The sequence below is a fragment of the Streptomyces sp. NBC_00554 genome, from assembly GCF_041431135.1.
Taxonomy (GTDB): domain Bacteria; phylum Actinomycetota; class Actinomycetes; order Streptomycetales; family Streptomycetaceae; genus Streptomyces.
Genome location: NZ_CP107799.1, coordinates 2,565,179 through 2,589,579 on the forward strand (window position 1 = coordinate 2,565,179; position 24,401 = coordinate 2,589,579).

Here is a 24,401-nt window from a genome sequence, read left to right on the forward strand (position 1 = left end):
CGCTCACGTGTCCTCCTCCGCACCATGCCGACCGCCCTCACGGCGGTTTCGTGACCGACTGCTCGCGCCCTCGGCCGCACGTCCTGGTCCGTCCCCTGCGGGCGAACCCCCTTCGGTGGGCCGACGCCGCCGGGCACTGCCTCCGCCAGGGGCCCGGCGACTCTGACGTGCGTCGCCGCTCCCTGCCGGGCGTGCCCGGCGCCGGCGCCGGGCGGGGGTCGCTGAGGGCGGAGCGGCTCCTTCGACCGAAACAAAGTCGGTCGAGGACGCCACGACGTCGAGTGACTGTGACCGGGCCACTGGTTCGACCCCGGGTCCGGCCACCGGTCCTGCCCCGGTTCCTGCCGTCCGGGAACCCGGCGCCGGTTCAGCTGCGTCGAACGGTGCCGCAAGATCCCTGGGATGCTCCGTTCCCGCTGCGACACGGTCGGTGCGCTCCGCGCGCAGGCAGCGGCGGACCGATTCCGGGTCCAGGCCCTCGTTGCACGCCTGGTGGAGGAGGCGGGCGAAGAGGTAATCGGGATCGGCACCGAGAGCCATGGCCAAGGCCTCGCGCGCCTCAAGCTCGTCACCGGTCGACCAGGCGACCCACCCGGCTAGCGTGAGGGGTGCCGCGGCGTGCTCGCGGTAGGGGCCGACGCAGCGGCGCGCCAAGGCTCGCCACAGCCGCAGGGCGGGTCCGGCCTCCTCGCCCTCCATCCACTCGGCGGCACGGTCGCGGGTCGTGCGGTCCTGAAGGCCGAGGATCAAGGTGGCTGCCTCCTCGTGCTCCACCAGGCCGTCGTCACGCAGGTCCGCCGGACGCGTCCCGGACACAGGCGGAGCGTCGGTGAACCGAACCATGACCCGCTGGGCGAGTTCGAGGGTCTCCTTGGCCACAGCGGCACGGTTCTCACCGTCCAGAATCCTGGGAACGAGGGCCATGCTCGCCGTGTCGAGCGCGGCTTCCTGCTCCAGCGCCACCGCGGTCTCCCAAGGAACGAGCCTGGCCGTCAGTTCCCGCAGGGTGCCCCGCACCTGGAGTCCCGCGTAAGTCGCGGCGGCGGCGAGAACCGAGGTGCCGGGCAGGCCCATCGACTCACCCTCGGGCGAGCAACACCCCTGGCCCGGGCAGCAGTACGACCAGAAGCGACCGTCGGAGATGCAGAGGGCCTCGATCACCGGAACGTCGAGGCGGCCGCAAGCCGTACGCAGTAGCTGCGCCAGCGAGCGCAGCCGTTCCATGACCTCCCGTCCCGACTCACCGCGTGCCGGTTCCTGGCAGAGGTAGGCGACCATGCTCTCGGGCCGGGCACCTCGCCGCTCGCTCCCCTTCACCAGCCCCTGCGCCAGCTCCTCGGCCACGGACGACCAGTCTTCGGCGTTGGCGGGGATGCCGAGCCGAGCACGCCCGCCGAAGCGACCGCGCCGCTCCCCGTCGTGCAGGGCAACCAGCACGATGCTGTCCTCGGGCCGGTACCCGAGCAAATACGGCAGGGCGTCGGCCAGTTCCGCCGGTGTGCGCAGGGTCACCTGATGCTCGCCGCCCGGGGCGCCGTGTCCCGCGTGCTGCCCGGGTGCGTCCGTCGCTGGGTCCGGCTCGGGGGCGCCACGCGGTGAGTCCGGCTCGAGGATGCCGTACGGTGAGTCCGGCTCAGGGGTGCCATGCCCCGTGTACTGCCCAGTCCCGCCATGGCCCGCGCGACCGGCACCGCCAATACTCCCGCCCGGCTCCGTGGGCTCGACTCGCCCGCCACCGAACCCGATGTCGGACGTGTCGTCGGACCTTTCGCCGGACGCGCTGTCGGACGTCTTGCCGTACATGTCGCCGGACCAGCCGGCCGCTTCGTCGTGATTCGTCATGCCGTGACCATCCCGCGGATCTCAAAATTCCGCTTTGCCCTGTGGATAACCATGACCATGGTCACGACAGGATTTGTCCACAGCTCACGGGCTTCGTTCGCGCTTTGTCCGACCCATCGGGTTGCATGGGGCCATGACCAACGAAGACCCGCGACCCACGGCCAACGAAGAACTGCGTACCGCGGCCGATGCCGTGCTGGCCCGCCTCGTCGGCGCCCGGCCCGGCGAGGCCCGGCTGCGCGAGGATCAGTGGCGCGCCATCGAGGCCCTGGTGGCCGACAAGCGCAGAGCCCTGGTCGTGCAGCGCACCGGCTGGGGCAAGTCCGCGGTGTACTTCGTCGCGACCGCCCTGCTGCGCGAGCGCGGCGCCGGGCCCACCGTCATCGTCTCGCCGCTCCTCGCGCTCATGCGCAACCAGGTGGAGGCGGCGGCACGCGCGGGAATCCGCGCGAGGACCATCAACTCGTCCAACACGGAGGAGTGGGAGACGATCCAGGCCGAGGTCGCGGCGAGCGAGGTCGATGTTCTCCTGGTGAGCCCGGAGCGGCTCAACAACCCCGACTTCCGGGACCAGGTGCTGCCCAAGCTGGCCGCCGCGACCGGCCTGCTCGTGGTCGACGAGGCGCACTGCATCTCCGACTGGGGCCACGATTTTCGGCCGGACTACCGCCGACTGCGCACCATGCTCGCCGATCTCCCGCCCGGCGTCCCCGTCCTGGCCACCACCGCGACGGCCAACGCGCGTGTGACGGCCGATGTGGCCGAGCAGCTGGGCACCGGAGTCAGCACGGACGCCCTCGTCCTGCGCGGGCCGCTGGACCGGGAAAGCCTGAGCCTCGGTGTGCTGAGGCTCCCGGACGCCGCCCACCGGATGGCCTGGCTCGCCGAGCACATCGGTGACCTGCCGGGCTCGGGCATCATCTACACCCTCACCGTGGCCGCCGCCGAGGAAGTCACCGCGTTCCTGCGCCAGTGCGGGCACACGGTGACGTCGTACACCGGGAAGACGGAGAACGCGGACCGTCAGCAGGCCGAGGAGGACCTGCTCGCCAACCGCGTCAAGGCCTTGGTCGCCACCTCGGCGCTGGGCATGGGCTTCGACAAACCCGATCTCGGATTCGTGGTTCACCTGGGTTCGCCCTCCTCCCCCATCGCGTACTACCAGCAGGTGGGACGCGCGGGCCGCGGAGTGGAGCATGCGGAAGTGCTGCTCCTGCCGGGCAAGGAGGACCAGGCGATCTGGCAGTACTTCGCGTCGATCGCCTTTCCTCCGGAGGAGCAGGTACGCCGCACGCTGGATGTACTGGCCCAGGCGGGCAGGCCGCTGTCGCTCCCCGCCCTGGAACCACTGGTGGAGCTGCGCCGGTCCCGCCTCGAAACGATGCTCAAGGTGCTCGACGTGGACGGGGCGGTGCGGCGCGTACAGGGCGGCTGGATCTCCACGGGCAACCCATGGACGTACGACACCGAGCGCTACGCCTGGGTGGCCAAGCAGCGGGCGTCCGAGCAACAGGCGATGCGCGACTACATCACGACGACCGGCTGCCGCATGGAGTTCCTTCGGCGGCAGCTGGACGACGAAGGAGCGGCACCCTGCGGGCGCTGCGACAACTGCGCGGGAGCCCGGTTCGAGGCGTCAGTTTCGCCCGGAGCACTGGACACGGCCAATGGCGAGCTCGGCCGCGCGGGCGTCGAGGTCGAACCCCGGAAGATGTGGCCGACGGGCCTGCCTGCGGTCGGCGTCGACCTGAAGGGGCGTATCCCGGTCGGCGAACAGGCCGCGCCGGGGCGCGCTTTGGGGCGACTCTCGGACATCGGCTGGGGCAATCGGCTGCGGCCGATCCTCGCGCCCCAGGCACCGGACGGACCCGTGCCGGACGATGTCGCCAAAGCCGTGGTCGGTGTGCTGACCGACTGGGCGAAGGGACCCGGTGGCTGGGCCTCGGGGCAGCCCGACGCACAACCCCGCCCGGCCGGTGTCGTCACCGTGGCCTCACGGGCGCGTCCGCAGCTCATCCAGTCGCTGGGCGCACGGATCGCGGAGATCGGCCGGCTGCCGCTGCTGGGGTCCGTGGAGTACGTCGGTGCGGCCGCCCAGATCTCCCGGAGCAACAGCGCTCAGCGGCTCAAGGCGCTCGACGGAGCGCTCACCGTGTCACCCGAGCTGGCTGCCGCTCTGAAAGAAGCGGACGGTCCAGTGCTGCTTGTGGATGACGCGACGGAGACCGGCTGGACTCTCGCCGTGGCGTCGCGCATGCTTCGACGAGCCGGTGCGCAGGGGGTGTTGCCGCTGGTCCTCGCCGTGCAAGCGTGACTCTCGTGTCGCTACCAAGAACAGTGGGCAGGGATATAGGCGACGTATAGCCGGAAAACGGTCGGTGGCCCCAATTGCTCGTTGCCGCATCCCAGTTCGACAGGAAGAATTGGGATCGCTCCCCGCACGCCTCATCGGTGGTCCGGTAGGGCTGTGCCGCGGCGCGCTCCCCCAAGTCCGACCCCCGCCCGCAGTGTGGGCGCGTAGCCGAAGGGAGGAACGTGACCTTCGGATTCGCTCCGTCCTCGGCGGCATCCTTGTCGACGTCTGCCGATCTGTCCGCCGCTTCCACCGACCCACTGGCCCGGATGCTCGAACCCGCCGAGTGGGCCTCCGCCGGGATTCCGCTGCTGCGCAATCCCCGTGAGGTCGTCAGCGGACTGCATGCGCGGCACCGGCCAAGGCCCTCGACCGCGGTCGTGGCCGTCCTTGATCCGGACGAGCGGCTGAGCGCGAGCGCCTCGTTCACCCGGCGTCCGGATCCGGCGGACGGCTGGATGTTCCGCAACGCGCTGCTGGCGCAGCTGCGCCGGGTCATCCCGCACGACCTGCGGCGCCGCACTCCGGTGCGCACGGCCGTGCTGCTCTACTGCCGTGACGGCGACGCGCGTTGGACGGAGGAGGACGGGGCCTGGATGTGGGGGCTGCGGGACGCCTGCACGCTTCACGGGCTGCGCTGCGGGGCGTACATCACACTGACGCGTGACGGCTGGCAGGTCCTCGGCGAGGGCCGCGGCGGACGCCGTCCGAACACGGACTCACCCCCGGAGTCCTTCACCGCGACGGCGGCACCGCCGCTGCTGCCGCGCACCGGCGGCGCCGCCTCGGAGGTGCTTCGCCGGGCAGCCGCCCGCTGAGCCCGAGGCAACCGCAGGCCAAGGCGGGGCAGCCGCTTGCCTCCGTCAGCCAAAACCGGGGCGAACAATCTCCCAAGCGAGCTGGCAGGACGTACGGCAGCCGAGAGGACGTACGGCCAGGCGTCGCGAGGAAGTGCCCACGCATGCCGGGCGAGATGACGGCACCTCGCGAACCACGTCTCGAACCCCCGCCTCCGGGGCCACAACAGTCGTACGCCCCGTACCGGCACGCACGATCCCTGCAGAGCCCGTCGTACGCCAAAGCCGCCTACAGGCCCCGCATGCGGCAAGCTCGCAAGGAGTACCGCCCTCGCGGGGCACCGCCGATGGAACACCCCGCACAGGCGCACAGGCATGCGCGCACGTCAAGATGACCGCCGGACAGGTGCCGCCGCGGCGGCACCCTCAGCGTCCCCCCGAGCGTGCCCCGGACGACGTCCGGAACGCGCTCAGACCCCCGCGCCCAGCACCGAGTTGATCTGCTGCGGGTCACCGCAGACGATCAGCAAGGCACCGGCCCGGCCAATGGCCAGCGGCAGGGCGGTGGCGGCGACAGGGTCGGGACCGCCGTTGACGGCGACCACGACCACGGGACGGGACGCGGCCCGGCCCACAACTGAGGCGTCGGCGTAGAAGACGTCGTCGCCCGCGTCGTGCTGCGCCCAGTAGGCGGTCTCGCCGAAGGAGAGTTCGTGCGCGGCCCACGGGTGCGGTTCGCCGGTGGTGATCACCAGCACCTCACCGGGGGCGCGGCCCGACTCCAACAGCAGGTCGACGGCTTCTTCGGCGGCGTCCAGCGCGCCCTCGGCCGAGGCCGGGATGAGCTGGATCTGCGGAGTGGCGGCTGCGGCTGCGGCTGCCGGGGCGGACGGCCCCGGAGCGGCCACGACCGGCTCGCGCGGGGTGCGTTGGGCCGGCATCGGCCGGACAGGACCCGGACGGCCGGGACGCGGCGGAGCCGCGGGACGGGGACCAGGTACGGGACGGGGGGTCGGCGCGGTGCGGCCACTGGCCGGAGTAGCGCGGGGACCCTGGGCACTCTCGTGAATCTGAGGCTCCTCGGGAATGAGAGGCATGAGCTGATTTTTATCAAACGCCGGTGCGACTCGCGTCGGCGGGTGGCACATGAGTGCGAGCGGAACCGTCAGAAATCGAAGCCGAGCTGGCCCTCGATCTCTGGAACGCTTCCATCCGCCCAGCTGCGGACCTTCTTGAGGTGCCGCCACTGGGGCAGCGCATCAAGATACGCCCATGACAGCCGGTGGTACGGGGTGGGGCCCCGCTCCTCCAGTGCGGCCTTGTGCACGGGCGACGGATACCCGGCGTTGGCCGCAAAACCGAAGTCTGCATGGTCGATACCCAGTTCGGCCATCATTTTGTCGCGCTGAACCTTGGCGATCACCGAGGCCGCCGCGACGGACACGCAGGACTGGTCGCCCTTGATCACCGTCCGGACCCGCCACGGAGAGCCGACATAGTCGTGCTTCCCGTCGAGAATGACGGCGTCCGGACGCTCGGGCAAGGCCTCCAGCGCGCGTACGGCCGCCAGCCGCTGGGCGGCCGTCATCCCCAGGCTGTCGATCTCCTCCGGAGACGCATGACCAAGGGCGTACGACGTCACCCATTTCTCCAACTCGGCTGCGAGCGCGGTACGCCGCTTGACGGTCAGGAGTTTGGAGTCGGTGAGCCCTTCGGGGGGACGACGCAGTCCCGTGACGGCGGCGCAGACGGTGACCGGGCCGGCCCAAGCGCCGCGCCCCACCTCGTCGACACCGGCAATGATCTTCGCTCCGGTCGTGGCGCGGAGGGAGCGCTCGACGGTGTGGGTGGGTGGTTCGTACGGCATGGCGTCATCAGACTACGCCGCCCGGAGCCCCTCGCGACACCCTGGTTTTCCCGAGCGACCACGGGCTCCGCGGCGAGGCCGATCAGACGCCTTGAACGGAACCGATCAGAGACCTTGAGCGGTACCGATCAGGCACCCTGAGCGACACCGGTCGGACCCGTCGACCAAGGCCGATCAGGCACCTCGAACCAGGTGGATCCGGCACCTCGCGCGACGCCGCTCAGACAGCCTCCCGCCGCAGCAGCGGGACCATCAGCTGGTCGATCATCTCCTCCAGATCCCCATCACTCCATTCGCTCGCGCACACCTTTGAGCGGTACATCATCATCGCCGGGATGGCATCGAAGACGTATGCGTTCGCGGCGTCGGGTCGCACCTCTCCCCGCTCCATTCCACGGTGAATGACCTCGCGAAGCAGGTGCAGCGTCGGCTCGACGACTCCGCCGAGGATCACGGCATGGAAGCGTTCAGCCTGAGCTGCATCGCATTCGTAAAGAACTGAGCGAAGCGCGAAACCGGGCTGCGAGAACATCGCCTCGCGCACCCGTCGGCACAGCTCGAGCAGGTCCTCCCGGACACTCCCGAAGTCGGGCGCCTCCGTCAGGCTCGGCAGTCCGGCCTGGAGCGCGTCCGCGACAAGGTCCTCCTTGGAGGGCCAGCGGCGGTAGACCGCGGCCTTGCCTGTCTGGGCGCGCGCCGCGACACCCTCCATGGTGAGGCCGTTCCAGCCGACCGTACTGAGCTGCTCCAGCGCGGCCTCGAGGATCGCCCGTTCGAGTACGGCACCGCGTCGACGCGGGGAGGCCGTCCGAGCGGGGGCAGCCGTCCAACGCGAAGTAACCATCTGAGTGTCTCCGTTGAGCATGAGGGAGCGGGACTTCCAGGGCGGGGCGAGTTGGTCTCATGACGTCACGCGGCAGAGATTCAGTGAACGCTTGCGTTCACTGTCGGGGACTCACTACCGTTGACGCAACAGTGAACGCGAGCGTTCACTAACGCACTTGTGGGGGACCCATAGTGACAACCTCTCAGTTGATTCAGGACGGCCCAAAACCAGGAGCGGCCCGCCGGGAGGGGCATCCCGGCATCGCACTCACCGTCATCGCGGCCTGCCAACTCATGGTGGTACTCGACGCGACGATTGTGAATATCGCCCTCCCGCACATTCAAGACGCGCTCAAGTTCAGTACGACCGATCTCACCTGGGTGGTCAGCGCGTACACCCTCACCTTCGGTGGCCTGCTGCTTCTCGGCGGGCGCGCTGGTGACATCCTCGGGCGGCGCCGGGTCTTCATGACCGGCATCCTGCTCTTCACGCTCGCCTCACTGCTGGGCGGATTCGCCCAGGAACCCTGGCAGTTGCTGGCCGCGCGCGCCCTCCAAGGGGTCGGCGGCGCGATCGCGTCGCCCACCTCGCTGGCCCTCATCACCACCACGTTCCCCGAAGGACCGGAGCGGAACCGGGCCTTCGGAGTCTTCGCCGCGGTCTCGGCCGGCGGCGGCGCGATCGGGCTCCTCGCGGGCGGCATGCTCACCGAGTGGCTCGACTGGCGCTGGGTGCTCTTCGTCAACGTGCCCATCGGTGTGCTGATCGCCGTACTCACACCGCTGTACATCAGCGAGTCCGAACGCCATCCCGGGCGCTTCGACATCTCCGGCGCGCTCACCTCGACAGCCGGCATGGCCGCCCTGGTGTACGGGTTCATCCGCGCCGCGGAGGAGGGCTGGAGCGACAGCCTCACCATCGGGTCCTTCGGTGCCGCGGTGGTGCTGCTGGCGGCCTTCGTGTTCATCGAGATGCGGGCCAAGGAACCGATCACCCCGCTGAAGATGTTCGCCGACCGCAACCGCTCGGGCACCTACGTGATCATGCTCAGCCTGGCCGCGGCCATGTTCGGCATGTTCTTCTTCATCGTCCTCTTCGTGCAGAACGTGCTGGACTACACACCGATCGAGGCGGGCCTGGCCTTCCTTCCGGTGACCGTCGCGATCGTCACGGGCGCGGGTCTGTCCCAGCGGTTCCTGCCGGTCCTCGGGCCCAAGCCGTTCATGCTCGTCGGTTCGGCGCTCGTCGCGCTCGGGCTCGGCTGGCAGACCTTCATCGACCCCGGAAGTTCGTACGTCGGTGGGGTGCTGGGCCCGATGCTGCTGTTCGGCTTCGGCATGGGGCTGAACTTCGTCACGCTGACCCTCACGGCGGTCTCTGGTGTCGCCGTCCACGAGGCAGGCGCGGCCTCAGGCATGCTCAATGTCACCCAGCAGGTGGGCGGCTCGCTCGGACTCTCCATCCTGACCACGGTCTTCGGCTCGGCCAGCCGCAACGAGGCGGAGAAGCAGATCCCGGACTTCATGGCGAACGCCTCGGCCGAACAGAAGGCCGAGTTCGCCAAGACGCAGCAGCTGCCCGCCCCTTGGGGTCACGAGGTGCTCGCCAACGGCATTTCGACCGCTTTCATCCCGGCCGTCGCGATGGCTCTACTGGCTCTGATTACCGCAACGTTGGTGATCCGGGTCCGCAAGAGCGACCTGGACGCCCTCGCCGGCACGGCAAGCACAGCAGGGCCGGCCGGAGGCTGACGCGGGCTGCGGAGGGCCGGGCCCGGGGTCCGGGGATCGACGGCGAGGACGCCGGTCCGGCCATCCGCAGGAGGACCATGAAAGTGGGACTCCAGTACGACGAACGAGCAGATCTGAAGAACGAGCAGGTCTGAAGTACGAGCGACGAGCGCGTCTCAGCGGCGCACTTTCACCTCTGCTGCCCAGGTCACCGCGCGACAGCTGTCGCCTCAGTGACCCACGCCGGTCTCACCGGTACAGGAGCTCGTTGCTCAGCCCACTGCACGCGCTCCAGTCCGCGTCCTTCGACACGGGCTGGTCGCGGAGGATGTCCCGGGCACGGGCCTCCCCCCAACTGGTGGCGTACCAGGGTTCGGCGCCCTCTTCCAGGTCAGCCGCGATGGATCGCAGCGCACACGAACGCAACGGTTCCTTCAGCTGGTCAAGGGCGGGTACCGCGTCGGCGGACAGGCCTCGCGCGTAGTCGAGGTCGAACTTGCCGGTGTCCTCGTACCGCTGAACGTTGCGCTCGGCGATCAGGCCGTCGGGCGACATCAGCCCGAACGCGAGTACACCGGCGGCCGCACTCGCCGCGACCACACGCGGCAACCAGCGAGCGCCCCACACTCCGGCCGCCATGATGAGCACAATGACCAGGCCCAGCCAGAGCTCCACGGCCACCACGGAGACCCTCAGCCGCGTCAGTCCATAAGCCTCCACATACATGTCCATACGCCGCACCGCCGATGCCACGACAACGAGCGCCAGCACGCACAGAGTTCCCAGCACACCGCGCACCAGCTTCCGGTCACGCCCGCCGTCACGCGGCGCCCAGCGCAGGGCGAAGACGATGACGAGCAGGGTCAGAAGCGTGACGAGGAGCAACTGCCAGAAGCCCTGGCGCGCGTACTCGGCGTACGTCTGGCCGGTCTTCTTCAGTACGGATTCGTATCCGCCGAAGAGGACGGCGAGTTGGACGGCGTTGAAGGCCGCGAAAAGCCCGGTGAGCACGATCAGCGGCAGCGCCCACTCGAGTCGGCCGCGGGGCCGTCCCGCAGGTACCTCGACGCGGTCCCACTGGATGGGCGCGGCGGCTGTGTGCGCCACCGCGAGCGCGCCGACCAGGCCGAGCAGCAGGAGCAGGAAGCGCCAGGGTCCGCCGGAGACGGAGGTGTCCGGCACCAGAGCACCGAGCAGATCGGCGAAGGCAGCGTCGGCACCCGCGAACAGCGCCCCGAAGACCAGCAGCAGAACCGCCGTCACAGCGAGCGCGCGCAGCCCCGATCCGACGTTGCCACGGGAGCTCCCGGACCGTTCGCGCAGACCGCGCCAGCCCCACGCGGGGCCGGTGACCAGGGCGTTGAGGATGCCGATGGGGCCCAGCAGGACGGCCGGCCAGGTACGGCCGCCGTGCACCGCCATCGAGCCCAGCGCGATCGCGGTGACCACGGCCAGGAACGAAGGCCAGTCCGCGTCGCGCAGTGCGGGCACGGCCAGCAGGGCGATTCCGCCGATGCCCCAGACGAGCGTCCACGCACGCGGGCGTCGTCCCGCGGCCTGGGCGGCGAAGTACGCGGCGAGCGCAGCCGGGATCGCGACCATCACCAGGTTGAGCGCCAGGCCGTCACCCAGGAGCAGCATGCTGAGCAGTCCGGTGGCGAGCGCGGCCCACAGTGTGGCCGTACGCACCGGGGCGGGGGCCTCCACCTGGAGCTCGGCAAGCCAGGGGACGGGGACGGGCGACGGATGGGCCCAGTGCGTGTCCTCGTCGGGTTCGCTCGCGTCCTCCCCGTCGGGCTCGGTCGCGCCCCCCTTGGAGGCCGATTTGGGGACGGCATCTTCAGGATCACGAATTCCGCTCGAACCCACGATCTTCGGCGCATCGGGCTCTGCATCTCCCGGCCGCGCGGTCCCCTGATCTCTCGGCTCGGACGTGGACGGTATGTCGGACACGGAACCCCCTCCCTGCCGGCCCTGACACAGCCCACAACACGCCGCGACGGCGGAAGGGCTGGTGACCGGTGTCTTGTCGGCGCACGCCCGGCATGATCAACAGGCGGCGTGGCGGAAAGGGTATCCACAGGCAACCTGCCTCAGGGTGTGGCTGTGGCGCTGTAGCAAGCCTGTGACAGAGGCCGCCGTTACCGGCACGGGCGTCGGTGTGGCGCGCCCCTCACGGGACCCGTCAGCGTCCCGGATCCCTCCGAAGCGGATCGCCCTCCACGAAGCAGTCACACAGCGGGCCGTAGACAGGAAGCACCACTGCGGCCCACCGGAGACGCCCACCAAGGCCGGGCGTCTCCGGCCTGATCCGCCGGACAGGCCCTAGGCCCCGCTCGCCATACGCCCGTACGCCGCCCCCGGCATCCAGTCCGGCAGCCCTTCCGTCCGCTCCAGCCAAGTCCCCGGCGGCGCCCCCGCCTTCCCGGAGGCGACGACGCCGCCCACGATGGCGCAGGTCGTGTCCATGTCGCCGCCCACCTGGGCGGTCGCCCAGAAGGCCTTTTCGTAGTCGCCCAGGCCTCTGGCCGCCGACCAGAGCGCGAAAGGAACGGTGTCGTGGGCCGTAGTACGCCGCCCGCAGCCGAGGACGGCGGCGACGGTGGCGGTATCGGCGTAGTCGAGCATGTCCCGGGCGCGCCGCAGCCCCGCGCCGACGGCGCTGCGCGGGACGAGCGCGATGACGCCGTCGAGCAGGGCCTCGGCGCTCGGCGGGCCGGCGGGGTCGGCGGCCAGCGCGGCGGCAGCGGCGACGGCCATGGCGCCGACCACGGCCTCGCGGTGCTGGTGTGTGGGGTAGGCGGAGATCTCGGCCTGGTGCGTGGCCTGCTCCGGATCGTCCGCGTACCAGGCTCCCAGAGGGGCGATCCGCATCGCGGCACCGTTGCCCCACGAACCCTGTCCGTTGAAGAGGGCGGACGACAGCGCGCGCCAGTCACCGCCCTCTCGGACCAGCCTCAGCAGCCGGTTGACCGCGGGGCCGTACCCCCGGTCGAAGTCGTGGTGCTCGGCGAAGGAGCGGGCCAGCTCGTCCTGGTCGATGCGGTCGTGTACGGCCAAAACGGCCACTACGGAGCAGGCCATTTCGGTGTCGTCGGTCCATTGCCACGGTCGGGGCGGCAGCTCACGGCGCTTGAGCAGCGGGTAGTTCGCGGGCACGAAGAACTGCGAGCCCAGCGCGTCCCCCACCGCGAGTCCACGCAGGCTGGCCATGGCACGGTCCAGGCGTCCGGGGGAAGAGGAGTCAGCGGTCATCGCACTGCCACTCTATCCGGTGATTCCGTACGGTTCCGGATCACGCCAGCGTTCGAAAGGCCGGTCTAGCGTGTACCTGCCGTCCTCGCCGAGGACGAGCATCCGCGACTCCCCGTTCCCCGGGTTCGACAGCGATTCGAAGTCCGCGACCGTCCAGTGGAACCAGCGCATGCAGAACAGCCGCATGGCGAGGCCGTGAGTCACCAGGAGCACGTTCGGCGGATGGTCGGGAGCCTCGAAGCTCCGGTAAAGGCTCTCAAGAAAGCCGCCGACCCGGTCGTACACGTCGGCGCCGGACTCGCCCTGTGCGAAGCGGTAGAAAAAGTGCCCGTACGCGTCCCGGTAGGCCTTCTGAAGGCGTACGTCGTCGCAGTCCTGCCAGTTGCCCCAGTCCTGCTCGCGCAGCCGCGGCTCTTCGCGTACCCGTACGAGCTCCGGGTCGAGGTGGAAGGCGCGGAACGTCTCGTGCGTACGCCGGTACGGGGAGACGTAAACGCTTACGCTCTCGCGCCCGAACACCTCCCGAAGCCGCTTCCCGGTCTCCTCCGCCTGCCGCCAGCCCCGTTCGGTGAGCGCCAGGGCATGGTCGGGCTCGCGTTCATACACGGTGTCGTCGGCGTTGCCCGTTGACTCGCCGTGCCGGACAAGGACGATGCGCCGTGGTCGTGCCATGCCAAGACCCTAAGTCGAGTGACCCCGGATCGAGCACTCGTACGGGCTCCATACGGCGTAGATCACACAACATCGGCACACACGGGGCGCGGCAGGCGGCCTCGTCAGACCGTCCAGGCGGGCTCCAGCTCCACGATGTCGCCCGCGAGGGCGGCCACGTCGGCCTCGGTCTGAGCGCGCAGCGCGAGCCGTTCCACGCGCTCGGAGCGGTACTTGCCGAACTCGGCGGCGGACTGCCACATGGAGAGGATCAGGAACTCATGTCCTGGCGCCTCCCCGAAGAGGCCCCGCACCATGCCGGGCGAACCAGCCATCGCGGGGTTCCAGACCTTCTCCTGCATCAGCGCGAAGTGCTCGGCCCGTTCCTCGTGGATACGGCAGTGAGCCACCCGCAACAGGTCGGTGTCCGTGAAGCGCGGCTCGAAGCCGGTCTTCACGTCGAAACGGTGGTCGAACAATTTGACCTGGGAATCCTTGAAGGTGCCCGATTGCGTCGCGGCGAGCCTGTCGTGAGAACGGGCCATGAAGGAGTCGTAGAAGGCACGGCTCTCCCAGAAGGCGAAAATGTGCGCGACGCCGGACCGCCCCCGGCTCCATCCCCCGCCCTGTCCCCGGAAACCCGGCTCCCCCAGAAGCCCCGCCCACTTTCGCTGCCCCCGCTCGAAACCGCGGCGGTCCACCACGGTGCAGCGAATCCACTTGACCAGCACCGCGCCATCGTACGGCCATGGAACGTGGCGCCGGTCACGCTCCGGCGCACTGCAGCCGCGCGAGCGCCCCCGCGCGCGTGGCACGATGGGCAACCAACCCTGATTTCACAGCAGTTGGGTCGGGAAGCAGATGGGGAACGGGGAGGGGAGATCTGGTGAACGGTCTCAACAAGGGCATCCGCAAGGTCGAGCTCGCGGTGAAGTGGGATCCGAGTCCCGTAGGTGAGCCCTCGACCGATCTCGACATCATCGCGGCGACATATCTGGCGGCCGATCCGCAGGGAAAGCCCGCCTACGTAGTGCACTTCGACAGCCGCTCCCCGGACGGCACCATCTATCTGAACCGGGACAGCAAGGACGGCAAGGGCTTCGGCTGGGACGAGGTCATGACGCTGGAGCTGAACCGCCTCGACAGCCGCTACGCGCGCGTGGTCGTCGGCGTGCTCATCCAACAGCGCTCCGGCCACAAGACGTTCGTCGGCGTGCTGAACCCCGGTCTACGCATGCGCGAGGGCTACACCGTCCTGGCCGAGGACGAATTCGGCGATGTCCTGGGGTCGACGGCGGCTACCGTCGGGGAGTTTTTGCGCGACGGTTCCGGAGAGTGGACTTTCCACCCCGGCATCCGTGGATACGACACGGACCCGGCGACCTTCGCCAGGATCATGGGGAGCGGCGAGGACTCCTGAAACGCACTCCTTGGGGGACCGCGTTTTCAAAACAGGCCTCTCCGTAGGACAGCACTAAGGCGTCAGTAGGACATCAGCAGGACGCGAAAACGCTGAAGGGCGGCACGGCCAGTGGCCGTGCCGCCCTTCAGTTCTTCAGATCAGCTGCAACCGCTGGTCGAGCCGCAGCCCTCGCAGATGTAGCAGGATCCGGCCCGCTGCATCTTCGTACCGCAGGAGAAGCACAGGGGGGCGTCCGCCTGGATACCCAGCTGCATCTCCACCAGTTCGGCACTGGTGCGGGCCTCCTGCGGGGCGGGCTTGGCCGCCTCGATCACGACCTCCGCCTTGGGGGCGGCGACGGCCTTCAGTTCCTGCGCGCGAGGCGCGGACTGGGCAAGGCCCTCGACGTCCACGTCGTCGTCGGACGGCTCGTACGACCCGGTCTCCAGGTGACGCTGACGCTCGTCGATGGAGTGGATGCCGAGCGCGGAGCGCGTCTCGAAGGGCAGGAAGTCGAGCGCCAGGCGGCGGAAGATGTAGTCGACGATCGACTGCGCCATCCGCACATCCGGGTCGTCCGTCATACCGGCCGGCTCGAAGCGCATGTTCGTGAACTTGGAGACGTACGTCTCCAGGGGCACGCCGTACTGCAGGCCCACCGAGACGGCGATGGAGAAGGCGTCCATCATGCCGGCGAGGGTCGAGCCCTGCTTCGACATCTTCAGGAAGACCTCGCCGAGACCGTCGTCCGGGTAGGAGTTGGCGGTCATGTAGCCCTCGGCGCCGCCCACCGTGAAGGAGGTGGTGATGCCGGGACGGCCCTTGGGGAGACGCTTGCGGACCGGGCGGTACTCGACGACCTTCTCGACCGCGGTACGGATGGTCTCCTCGGCCTTGGCAGTGACCTCGACCTTCTCCTTGTCCTTGGTCTTCGCGGAGAGGGGCTGGCCGACCTTGCAGTTGTCGCGGTAGATCGCGAGCGCCTTGACGCCCATCTTCCAGGCCTCGAAGTAGACCTCTTCGACGTCCTCGACGGTCGCCGTCTCCGGCAGGTTGACCGTCTTGGAGAGCGCGCCGGAGATCCACGGCTGGATCGCGGCCATCATGCGGACGTGGCCCATCGCGGAGATGGAGCGCTCGCCCATGGCGCAGTCGAACACCTCGTAGTGCTCGTGCTTGAGGCTCGGGGCGTCGATCACATTGCCGTTCTCGGCGATGTGGGCGACGATCGCCTCGATCTGCTCCTCCTGGTAGCCCAGGCGGCGCAGGGCCTGCGGAACGGTGCCGTTGACGATCTGCATCGAGCCGCCGCCGACCAGCTTCTTGAACTTGACCAGCGCGAGGTCGGGCTCAAGACCGGTGGTGTCACAGGACATCGCGAGACCGATGGTGCCGGTCGGGGCGATGACCGAGGCCTGCGCGTTGCGGAAGCCGTTCTTCTCACCGAGGTGCAGAACGTCCTGCCAGGACTCCGTGGCGGCGGCCCAGATCGGACTGTCCAGGTCGTCCACGCGAGGGGCCACGGCGTTGGCGTCGGAGTGCTGCTTCATGACGCGCTGGTGCGGCTGCGCGTTGCGGGCGTAGCCGTCGTACGGGCCGACGACCGCGGCGAGTTCCGCGGAACGCTTGTACGAGGTGCCGGTCATCAGCGAGGTGATCGCGCCGGCGAGGGAGCGACCGCCGTCGGAGTCGTAGGCGTGGCCGGTCGCCATCAGGAGGGCGCCGAGGTTGGCGTAACCGATGCCCAGCTGACGGAAGGCGCGGGTGTTCTCGCCGATCTTCTGGGTCGGGAAGTCCGCGAAGCAGATGGAGATGTCCATCGCGGTGATGACCAGCTCGACGACCTTCGAGAAGCGCTCGACGTCGAAGGACTGGTGGCCCTTGCCGTCGTCCTTCAGGAACTTCATCAGGTTCAGCGAGGCGAGGTTGCAGGACGTGTTGTCCAGGTGCATGTACTCACTGCACGGGTTCGAGCCGTTGATCCGGCCGGACTCCGGGCACGTGTGCCAGGCGTTGATCGTGTCGTCGTACTGGATGCCGGGGTCGGCGCAGGCCCAGGCCGCCTCGGCCATCTTGCGGAAGAGCGACTTGGCGTCGACCTCCTCGATGACCTCGCCGGTCATACGGGACGTCAGGCCGAACTTGCCGCCCGCCTCGACCGCCTTCATGAACGTGTCGTTCACACGGACCGAGTTGTTGGCGTTCTGGTACTGGACGGACGTGATGTCGTCGCCGCCCAGGTCCATGTCGAAGCCCGCGTCACGCAGGGCGCGGATCTTCTCCTCTTCCTTCACCTTGGTCTCGATGAAGCCCTCGATGTCGGGGTGGTCGACGTCGAGGATGACCATCTTGGCCGCGCGGCGCGTGGCGCCACCCGACTTGATCGTTCCTGCGGAGGCGTCGGCACCGCGCATGAAGGAGACCGGACCCGAGGCGTTGCCGCCCGAGGAGAGCAGCTCCTTGGAGGAGCGGATGCGGGAGAGGTTCAGGCCGGCGCCGGAGCCGCCCTTGAAGATCATGCCCTCTTCCTTGTACCAGTCGAGGATCGACTCCATGGAGTCGTCGACGGACAGGATGAAGCAGGCGGAGACCTGCTGGGGCTGCGGCGTGCCCACGTTGAACCACACCGGGGAGTTGAAGCTGAAGATCTGGTGCAGGAGCGCGTACGCCAGCTCGTGCTCGAAGATCTCGGCGTCGGCGGGCGAGGTGAAGTACTTGTAGTCCTCTCCGGCCTTCCGGTACGTCTTCACGATGCGGTCGATGAGCTGCTTGAGGCTCACCTCGCGCTGCGGGGTGCCGACAGCACCGCGGAAGTACTTGCTGGTGACGATGTTGACCGCGTTCACCGACCACGAGTCGGGGAACTCGACGCCACGCTGCTCGAAGTTGACCGAGCCGTCGCGCCAGTTGGTCATGACGACGTCACGGCGCGCCCATTCCACCTCGTCGTACGGGTGCACGCCAGGAGTGGTGTGGATGCGCTCGATGCGCAGTCCCTTGCTGGCCTTGGTTCCCTTGGCGCGGGAACCTCGTGCCGGACCGCTCGCCGTCTCTGTCATGCCGCCTCCCTGTATCGGGCTAAAACGCCCAGAAGTGCCTCGTTCTTCCCGTGGCACGGTGTGTGTCTGATGCTGCGCGCGCCGCATGCGCGGCCGCCCGCAACAGGTCTGTGGTCGCCACCGACGAGCCGACCCGAGTCGGCCTTCCCGTCAGTCGGCGGCGTTGGCGGGCACGGGGACCTGGACGGCCTCTCCGGACCCGCGGTCGCTTTCCGGGCGCTCCGCGGAGGCGTCTTCGTCGTCCGCCTCGTCCGCAGCGGGGCGCTGCCTCGTCTCTTCCCTGAGTTCCACGATGGCCGCCTCGAAGTCCTCGAGCGAGTCGAACGCCCGGTAGACGGACGCGAATCGCAGATAGGCGACGAGGTCGAGTTCCTGCAACGGGCCGAGTATGGCCAGTCCCACGTCGTGGGTGGTCAGTTCGGCACTTCCGGTGGCTCGCACCGCCTCCTCGACCCGCTGGCCGAGCTGGGCGAGTGCGTCCTCGGTGACAGGCCGCCCCTGGCACGCCTTGCGGACGCCATTGATGACCTTGGTACGGCTGAAGGGTTCGGTCACGCCGGAGCGCTTGACCACCATCAGCGAGCACGTCTCCACGGTCGTGAAACGACGGGAGCAGTCGGGACACTGGCGGCGCCTGCGGATCGACGTGCCGTCATCGGTCGTACGACTGTCGACGACGCGGCTGTCGGGGTGCCTGCAGAAGGGGCAGTGCATGGCTCCAACCCTCCTTCACAGCACGACTCATAGAGCTCGGGAGACCCCTTGGGTCCCTCGAAGCAGCCCCAAGCATAGGCGATGACCGAGGGGCCGGAGACCCGGGGGACCACAACTTCTGGGCTGCTACTGCAATCCAACCACTACATGTGGGGCTTGGCCCGCAAATTCACCGATGACGCGCGTGTCGCACACGTATTGGCATGTGCCGCAAGGCCATACCGATTTCAGACACACAGGGATAGCGTGGTCGCCGCACGGAATGGGGGGCGGTTCCCGGTCGACGGGGTACCGGATGGCAGACTGGGCAGCGGCCCAGGTCGACCGGCACAGCCGTCGCCCCGGCGGGGAAGAGTACAGCAATGAGACCTTTTGTCCGCCAGGTGCAGCGTTAGCCATACACCCAGACACATGATCGCGACAGGCAATCCACACTTTTTCACTCGAACGTGTGTTTGGCGCAACCTTTCGAAAGCAACTACCGTTGTCCAGCAGGGAGACCATCGAGAGGGGCCGACGTGACCACCACCGCAGACAGTGCCACCATCACTGCCCAGGACCGCTCCCAGGGCCGACTCGAGCCGGTGCATGCGATGAACGAAGCTGCGAATCATGAGGGGCCCAAGCGATCCCTGCCGGGCCGACCTCCAGGCATCCGGGCGGACAGCTCGGGCCTCACCGACCGGCAACGCCGGGTGATCGAGGTCATCAGGGACTCCGTGCAGCGGCGCGGCTACCCGCCGTCGATGCGGGAGATCGGACAGGCTGTCGGCCTTTCCAGCACCTCCTCGGTCGCGCATCAACTGATGGCACTGGAGCGCAAGGGCTTCCTGCGGCGCGACCCGCACCGCCCGCGCGCGTACGAGGTCAGGGGCTCGGACCAGTCCTCGGCGCAGCCCACGGACACGGCGGGCAAGCCGGCCGCGTCGTACGTCCCGCTCGTGGGCCGTATCGCCGCAGGTGGGCCCATCCTGGCCGAGGAGTCGGTGGAGGACGTGTTCCCCCTCCCCCGCCAGCTGGTCGGCGACGGCGAGCTGTTCGTCCTGAAGGTCGTCGGTGACTCGATGATCGAGGCCGCCATCTGCGACGGGGACTGGGTCACCGTCCGCCGCCAGCCGGTCGCGGAGAACGGCGACATCGTGGCCGCCATGCTCGAAGGCGAGGCCACGGTGAAGCGCTTCAAGCGCGAGGACGGGCATGTGTGGCTCCTGCCGCACAACTCCGCGTACCAGCCGATTCCCGGCGACGAGGCGACCATCCTCGGCAAGGTCGTGGCAGTGCTGCGGCGCGTCTAGCACGCCGCGACGGGCGGGACACTCCGCCCCGCCCCTGACCGGGCCCCGGGACCAACTGCGCCGGTTCCGGGGCCCTGTGCGTTTTCTGGCCGGGGGCCTTGGGCTGGGCTTGTCCTGGCCCGGCGCTCGGAGTGCGGGCGCTTTCCGGCGGCCAGGACCCTAAGGCACGGCGCCTCGTGGGGCACTGCGCCTCGTGGAGCACGGCGTCCGATGATCAGTGGCGCCGCAGGGCCCGGGGTTGTCCGAACTCCTGCCTCGGCAGACCTCGGTAGAGAGCTGGGCCAGGGCTCCCGGGGCTCGCCGACCCCGCTCGCGTGCGATGACATGCGCCAGCCCAGGCTGCGTCGGGCGGCATCGGCATGGGCCTGCGGAAGCGCCCACGGCGGCCACGCCCCCGGGCAGAGGCGCGAACCACCCCGCCCGGGGGCGCTACGCGCCTTCCGTCTTCCGCGCGGCCTCGTCGATCGCGGCCAGGGACCTCCGTACCTGGTTACGGTCCGTCGTGTACCAGAACTCGGGCAGTGACGCCTTCAGATAGCTGCCGTAGCGAGCCGTGGCCAGGCGCTGGTCCAGTACGGCGACGACGCCGCGGTCCCCCGACGCTCGTACGAGGCGGCCGGCGCCCTGCGCCATCAGCAGGGCCGCGTGGGTGGCTGCGACGGCCATGAAACCGTTGCCTCCCTTGTCCTCGACCGCCTTCTGGCGGGCGCTCATCAAGGGGTCGTCGGGGCGCGGGAAGGGGATCTTGTCCATGACGACCAGCTGGCAGCTCGGGCCCGGGACGTCCACGCCCTGCCAGAGGGAGAGCGTGCCGAAGAGGCAGGTCTTCGGGTCGGCCGCGAAGTTCTTGATCAGCTCGCCGAGCGTCTCCTCGCCCTGGAGCAGGATGGGGTACTCGGGGATGCGCGAGCGCAGTTCCTCCGCCGCGAGCTGGGCGGCTCGCATCGAGGAGAACAGGCCTAGCGTGCGGCCTCCGGCGGCCTGGATCAGCTCGGTGAGCTCGTCCAGCATGTCCCCGCGGTCGCCGTCGCGTGCAGGGCGTGACAGGTGCTTGGCAACGTAGAGAATGCCCTGCCTGGGGTAGTCGAAGGGCGAGCCGACGTCGATGCCCTTCCACTGCGGAAGGTCATCGCCCTCCGTGCCCTCCGGGGCGAGCCCAAGGGACGCGCCCACTCCGTTGAAGTCGCCGCCGAGCTTCAGCGTCGCGGAGGTCAGGACGACGGAGCGGTCCGTGAAGAGCTTCTCCCTGAGGAGCCCGGACACGTTCATGGGAGCGACGCGCAGCGACGCGCCGAAGCGGTCATGGCGCTCGTACCAGACGACGTCCCACTCCGAGCCGTTGGTGATCCGCTCGGACACATCGTGCACGGTCTCCAGCGAGGCGAGTGCCTGCTTGCGTACCGCGTCCTCGTCCTGAACGGACTTGTCGCGCGTGGAGCCGAGCGCCGAGATCACCGTACGGGCGGCGTCGCGCAGCGCCATCAGCGCGTACCCGAGATCCTCCGGGATCTCCTCCAGGCGCCCGGGCAGGGCCAGCTCCATCAGCCGCTCGAAACCCTCGGCGGCGGTCTGGAGCTGGTCGGCGGCCTTCTCGTTGACGAGCTTCGCGGCGCGACGGACGGCACGGTTGACCTGGCCGGGTGTGAGCTCGCCGGTCGCGACGCCGGTGACCCTGGAGACCAGCTCGTGGGCCTCGTCGACGATCAGCACCTCGTGCATCGGGAGGACCGGCGCGCCCTCGATGGCGTCGATCGCCAGCAGCGCGTGGTTGGTGACGATGACCTCGGCGAGTTTGGCGCGCTCACGGGCCGCCTCGGCGAAACACTCCGCTCCATAGGCGCACTTGCTGGCGCCCAGGCACTCCCGGGACGACACGGACACCTGGGCCCAGGCACGGTCGGAGACGCCGGGCGTGAGGTCGTCCCGGTCCCCGGTCTCGGTCTCGTCCGACCAGTCCCGCAGCCGCACCAGGTCCTGGCCGAGCTTGCTGGTGGGAGCGGCCGCCTCGAACTGGTCGAAGAGGCCCCCGTCCTCTTCCTGGGGCACACCCTCGCGCAGGCGGTGCAGACACAGATAGTTCGACCGGCCCTTGAGCATCGCGAACTCGGGGCGGCGGCGCAGCAGCGGATGCAGCGCCTCCACGGTCCGTGGAAGGTCACGCTCCACAAGCTGTCGCTGGAGCGCCAGGGTGGCGGTCGCCACGACCACCCGCTCCCCGTGCGCGAGCGCGGGCACCAGGTAACCGAGCGACTTTCCGGTGCCGGTGCCTGCCTGGACCAGCAGGTGGGAATTGTCGTCGATGGCGCCCGCGACGCTTTCGGCCATGGTCACCTGGCCAGGGCGCTCCGTACCACCGACGGCAGTGACGGCAGCATGCAGGAGTTCGGGGAGTGAGGGCTCTGTCATAGCTCTGCCACCCTACGGGGCACCACTGACAACCGGGCGATCAAGGTGGGGACGACGGTCGCGATCAAGACGGGCACCGTATGCGTGATCAAGGCTGGTGGAGGGGGTTCGGGACGGTGCCGTGCACGGCGACGTGCGGGCGCTCCGGGCGGTCGCGGTAGCCATCCAGATGCAGGCGGTTCCGGTTCAGACACAGGCGCGCGATACGAGGAGTGAGAAGGTCGAAGGTCTCGTAGCGCTCCTTGAGCTCTGGGAAGCGTGTCTGGTGGCGGATGATCTCCGCTCGAACGAGGGACCAGAACTCGTCCTCCGGCACACCCAGTTGCTCCTCGCAGAGCGGTGCGAGGAAGCGGAACACCCCCACAAAGAGCCCGGAATGGATGAACTGGGTCAGGAACGCGGGTGGCTCGGTGAGCAGCACCTGCCGTACGTCATCGGGCATGGAGGCGTGCTCGGGCAGGGGGTCCGCGCTCACGTTGACGTCGTCCACGAAGTCCTTCACCGCAAGCCGGACGGGTACGTCATGGTCGTCGAAGACAACGATCGTGTTCTCCCCATGTGGGCTGAACACAGTGCCGTACCGATAGAGGAAGTGCAGCAGTGGCGGCAGCAGGGCGGCGAAGAGCCGACGCAACCAGGCCCTGGGGGCAAGTCCGGATCGGGCGACGAGCTGAGCTGTGAAGGAACAGCCTTCCGGGTCGGTGTACAGAAGCGCCGCCAGGGTGCGGGCGCGTTCTCCGGGGGCCAGCTGACGGGGGACCGGCTCGCGCCAGATGGCGCCGAGCAATTCCTTGTACTGGTAAGGAACCTCGGGGAGGGCGTCGTACTCAGGATGTCCGACGGTCACCGAGGCGACCTCGCCGAGCAGGATCACCCGGCAGGTGTCACGCAGGAACGGGTCGGCGTCGCGCAGGGCGTGCATCCAGGCGGTGACGGCGGGGGCCGCGAGCGTCCGTTCCGTCGGAAGGCCGCGCCACACCAGGGTGTTGAGCACGGAAAGCGGCAGCTTCACGGTGTGCCGGTCGGGGTGCGAGACGTTGAGGAACGTCCGAATCGACTGCTGGGGCAGGCGCAGATCACCGTCCGAGTGCAGCGGCACGATCGCGCCCGCGGCGACGGCGGACGCGAAGAGCGGCAGCACGATGTCGTCCCACTGCCAGGGGTGCACAGGCAGATAGAGGTACGACTCCGGGGTCAGCCCGCGCGCGCGGAGTAACCCGTCGAAGGACTCCCTCGTGGCGGGGGCGAGCTCGCGTGCGTAGAGCTGCTCGGCGGTGTCGAGGCCCGGGACACCTCGGTAGCTGGCGAGTGTGGTCCGCACCGCGATCCACGGAAGAGCCGTCGCTCTGCGAGCCTCCGGCGCCCAGTCCGCGGCGTCCCTCGCGGAGAAACCGAGGCGGCCCTTGTTGAGCACGATCCAGGGGTGGCCGGTCTGGTGGCCCTCCAGTTCCGCGTATCCCAGGTCGGCCAATTCTGTCGCCGTCAGAGCGTTGTGGTCGAGGCGCGTGTCCGCGGCGAGCGTGGTGCTCAGCTCGCGAATGACATGGCCGAGCGTCGCACCGTCCAGCCCCAGCGTGCCGCGCGCACGAATGAGGAAACCGAGCGGGTCGGTGAAGGGCCGCGGCTCCTCCTCTCCTTCCGCGAGAGTCAGCGAGGCGGGGTCGACGCGCCAACTGTCGTACGCGGTACGGCGGGCGCGGAAGGAGAGGCTGCCGCCGGCGTCGAGGCGGAGGGTGTAGGGGGCGTATCGGGGGTGCGGGGCGTGTGGAGTGCTGGCCACGGACGTGTGAGCGGCGCCGGAGGGTGCGGAATCCATGGGGGTCCGGTCCGGGATCGGGGATGTCTCGGGGTGCGCGGACAGGTTCCGGGACGGGTACGCGGACGGATCCGGGAACGAGTTCGGGGACGGATCCGGGGACGCGGTTGGGATCAGCTTCCGCGCCTGGTCCGAGCCTGGAGCTGGGGCTGTGGCTGAGGCTGTGGCTGGGGCTGGGGGCGAGGCTGTGGCTGGGGCGAACCCCGACTCCTCACGATCTGGGGATGGATACGGGACCAAGGTTGCTCTCCGCTCCAGGTCCGGGGACGCCGTCGAGTCCAGCAATCGCTCCGGCTCCGGCTCCGGCTGGATGATCCCTTCGTGCGCGAACTCGCCGATCATCTTGGCGAGCAGGCGGCGGCCGGCCTGCTCCCACCGGTCTTTGCGC

17 protein-coding genes are annotated in these 24,401 nt (G+C 69.2%); 5 read left to right on the top strand and 12 right to left on the bottom strand.

What is annotated here, in order from left to right:
- Positions 1-3 precede the first annotated feature (3 nt).
- A complete protein-coding gene (locus OG266_RS11155; RefSeq protein ID WP_371545142.1) occupies positions 4-1,842 on the bottom strand; it encodes a DUF4192 family protein in 1,839 nt (612 codons plus the stop codon).
- Between the two features lie 133 nt (positions 1,843-1,975).
- On the opposite strand from OG266_RS11155, the gene OG266_RS11160 reads away from it, so the two are divergent.
- Both OG266_RS11160 and OG266_RS11165 read left to right on the top strand, forming a co-directional pair.
- Positions 1,976-4,156, top strand: coding sequence for a RecQ family ATP-dependent DNA helicase (locus tag OG266_RS11160; RefSeq protein ID WP_371545143.1), 2,181 nt, complete (start codon positions 1,976-1,978; stop codon positions 4,154-4,156).
- A 221-nt stretch (positions 4,157-4,377) separates the two neighbouring features.
- On the top strand, positions 4,378-5,013 hold the full coding sequence (locus OG266_RS11165; protein WP_266474313.1) for a hypothetical protein: 636 nt from the start codon (positions 4,378-4,380) through the stop codon (positions 5,011-5,013).
- Between the two features lie 449 nt (positions 5,014-5,462).
- Here the strand turns inward: OG266_RS11165 and OG266_RS11170 are convergent, their stop codons facing one another.
- The 3 genes from OG266_RS11170 to OG266_RS11180 all read right to left on the bottom strand — a co-directional run bounded on the left by OG266_RS11170 (position 5,463) and on the right by OG266_RS11180 (position 7,703).
- Positions 5,463-6,089: a hypothetical protein gene (locus OG266_RS11170; protein WP_371545145.1), complete on the bottom strand. Its 627-nt coding sequence runs from the start codon at positions 6,087-6,089 to the stop codon at positions 5,463-5,465.
- A gap of 68 nt (positions 6,090-6,157) precedes the next feature.
- Positions 6,158-6,859: a ribonuclease HII gene (locus tag OG266_RS11175; protein WP_266474317.1), complete on the bottom strand. Its 702-nt coding sequence runs from the start codon at positions 6,857-6,859 to the stop codon at positions 6,158-6,160.
- Positions 6,860-7,079: 220 nt separating this feature from the next.
- A complete protein-coding gene (locus OG266_RS11180; RefSeq protein WP_266474319.1) occupies positions 7,080-7,703 on the bottom strand; it encodes a TetR/AcrR family transcriptional regulator in 624 nt (207 codons plus the stop codon).
- Positions 7,704-7,876: 173 nt separating this feature from the next.
- Here OG266_RS11180 and OG266_RS11185 point away from each other — a divergent pair, with 173 nt between their 5' ends.
- A complete protein-coding gene (locus OG266_RS11185; protein ID WP_371545149.1) occupies positions 7,877-9,436 on the top strand; it encodes an MFS transporter in 1,560 nt (519 codons plus the stop codon).
- Between the two features lie 228 nt (positions 9,437-9,664).
- On the opposite strand, the gene OG266_RS11190 is transcribed toward OG266_RS11185, so the two are convergent.
- From OG266_RS11190 to OG266_RS11205, 4 genes are all read right to left on the bottom strand, one after another.
- Positions 9,665-11,368, bottom strand: a complete 1,704-nt coding sequence (locus OG266_RS11190; RefSeq protein WP_371545152.1) for a DUF4153 domain-containing protein — start codon at positions 11,366-11,368, stop codon at positions 9,665-9,667.
- A gap of 372 nt (positions 11,369-11,740) precedes the next feature.
- Complete coding sequence (locus OG266_RS11195) at positions 11,741-12,670, bottom strand: ADP-ribosylglycohydrolase family protein (RefSeq protein ID WP_371545154.1); 930 nt, start codon at positions 12,668-12,670, stop codon at positions 11,741-11,743.
- 12 nt (positions 12,671-12,682) lie between these two features.
- Positions 12,683-13,342 (bottom strand): histidine phosphatase family protein, encoded by a 660-nt coding sequence (locus tag OG266_RS11200; protein WP_266474327.1) that lies wholly within the window; start codon positions 13,340-13,342, stop codon positions 12,683-12,685.
- Positions 13,343-13,446: 104 nt separating this feature from the next.
- Entirely contained in the window at positions 13,447-14,052 is a 606-nt protein-coding gene (locus OG266_RS11205) for a DUF4937 domain-containing protein (RefSeq protein WP_266474328.1), read from the bottom strand.
- A gap of 155 nt (positions 14,053-14,207) precedes the next feature.
- On the opposite strand from OG266_RS11205, the gene OG266_RS11210 reads away from it, so the two are divergent.
- Positions 14,208-14,741 carry a TerD family protein gene (locus tag OG266_RS11210; protein WP_266474329.1) on the top strand — a complete coding sequence of 178 codons (534 nt, stop codon included), beginning with the start codon at positions 14,208-14,210 and terminating at the stop codon, positions 14,739-14,741.
- A 140-nt stretch (positions 14,742-14,881) separates the two neighbouring features.
- On the opposite strand, the gene OG266_RS11215 is transcribed toward OG266_RS11210, so the two are convergent.
- Together OG266_RS11215 and nrdR are read right to left on the bottom strand one after the other, a co-directional pair.
- Positions 14,882-17,782: a vitamin B12-dependent ribonucleotide reductase gene (locus OG266_RS11215; protein WP_329545145.1), complete on the bottom strand. Its 2,901-nt coding sequence runs from the start codon at positions 17,780-17,782 to the stop codon at positions 14,882-14,884.
- 150 nt (positions 17,783-17,932) lie between these two features.
- Positions 17,933-18,496, bottom strand: coding sequence for a transcriptional regulator NrdR (nrdR, locus tag OG266_RS11220; protein WP_266833575.1), 564 nt, complete (start codon positions 18,494-18,496; stop codon positions 17,933-17,935).
- Positions 18,497-19,014: 518 nt separating this feature from the next.
- Here nrdR and lexA point away from each other — a divergent pair.
- Positions 19,015-19,791: a transcriptional repressor LexA gene (gene lexA, locus OG266_RS11225; protein ID WP_266474334.1), complete on the top strand. Its 777-nt coding sequence runs from the start codon at positions 19,015-19,017 to the stop codon at positions 19,789-19,791.
- Between the two features lie 429 nt (positions 19,792-20,220).
- Here the strand turns inward: lexA and OG266_RS11230 are convergent, their stop codons facing one another.
- Together OG266_RS11230 and OG266_RS11235 are read right to left on the bottom strand one after the other, a co-directional pair.
- Complete coding sequence (locus OG266_RS11230) at positions 20,221-22,197, bottom strand: ATP-dependent DNA helicase (RefSeq protein ID WP_371545159.1); 1,977 nt, start codon at positions 22,195-22,197, stop codon at positions 20,221-20,223.
- A gap of 88 nt (positions 22,198-22,285) precedes the next feature.
- Positions 22,286-24,355 carry an IucA/IucC family siderophore biosynthesis protein gene (locus OG266_RS11235; RefSeq protein WP_371552739.1) on the bottom strand — a complete coding sequence of 690 codons (2,070 nt, stop codon included), beginning with the start codon at positions 24,353-24,355 and terminating at the stop codon, positions 22,286-22,288.
- Between the last annotated feature and the right edge of the window lie 46 nt (positions 24,356-24,401).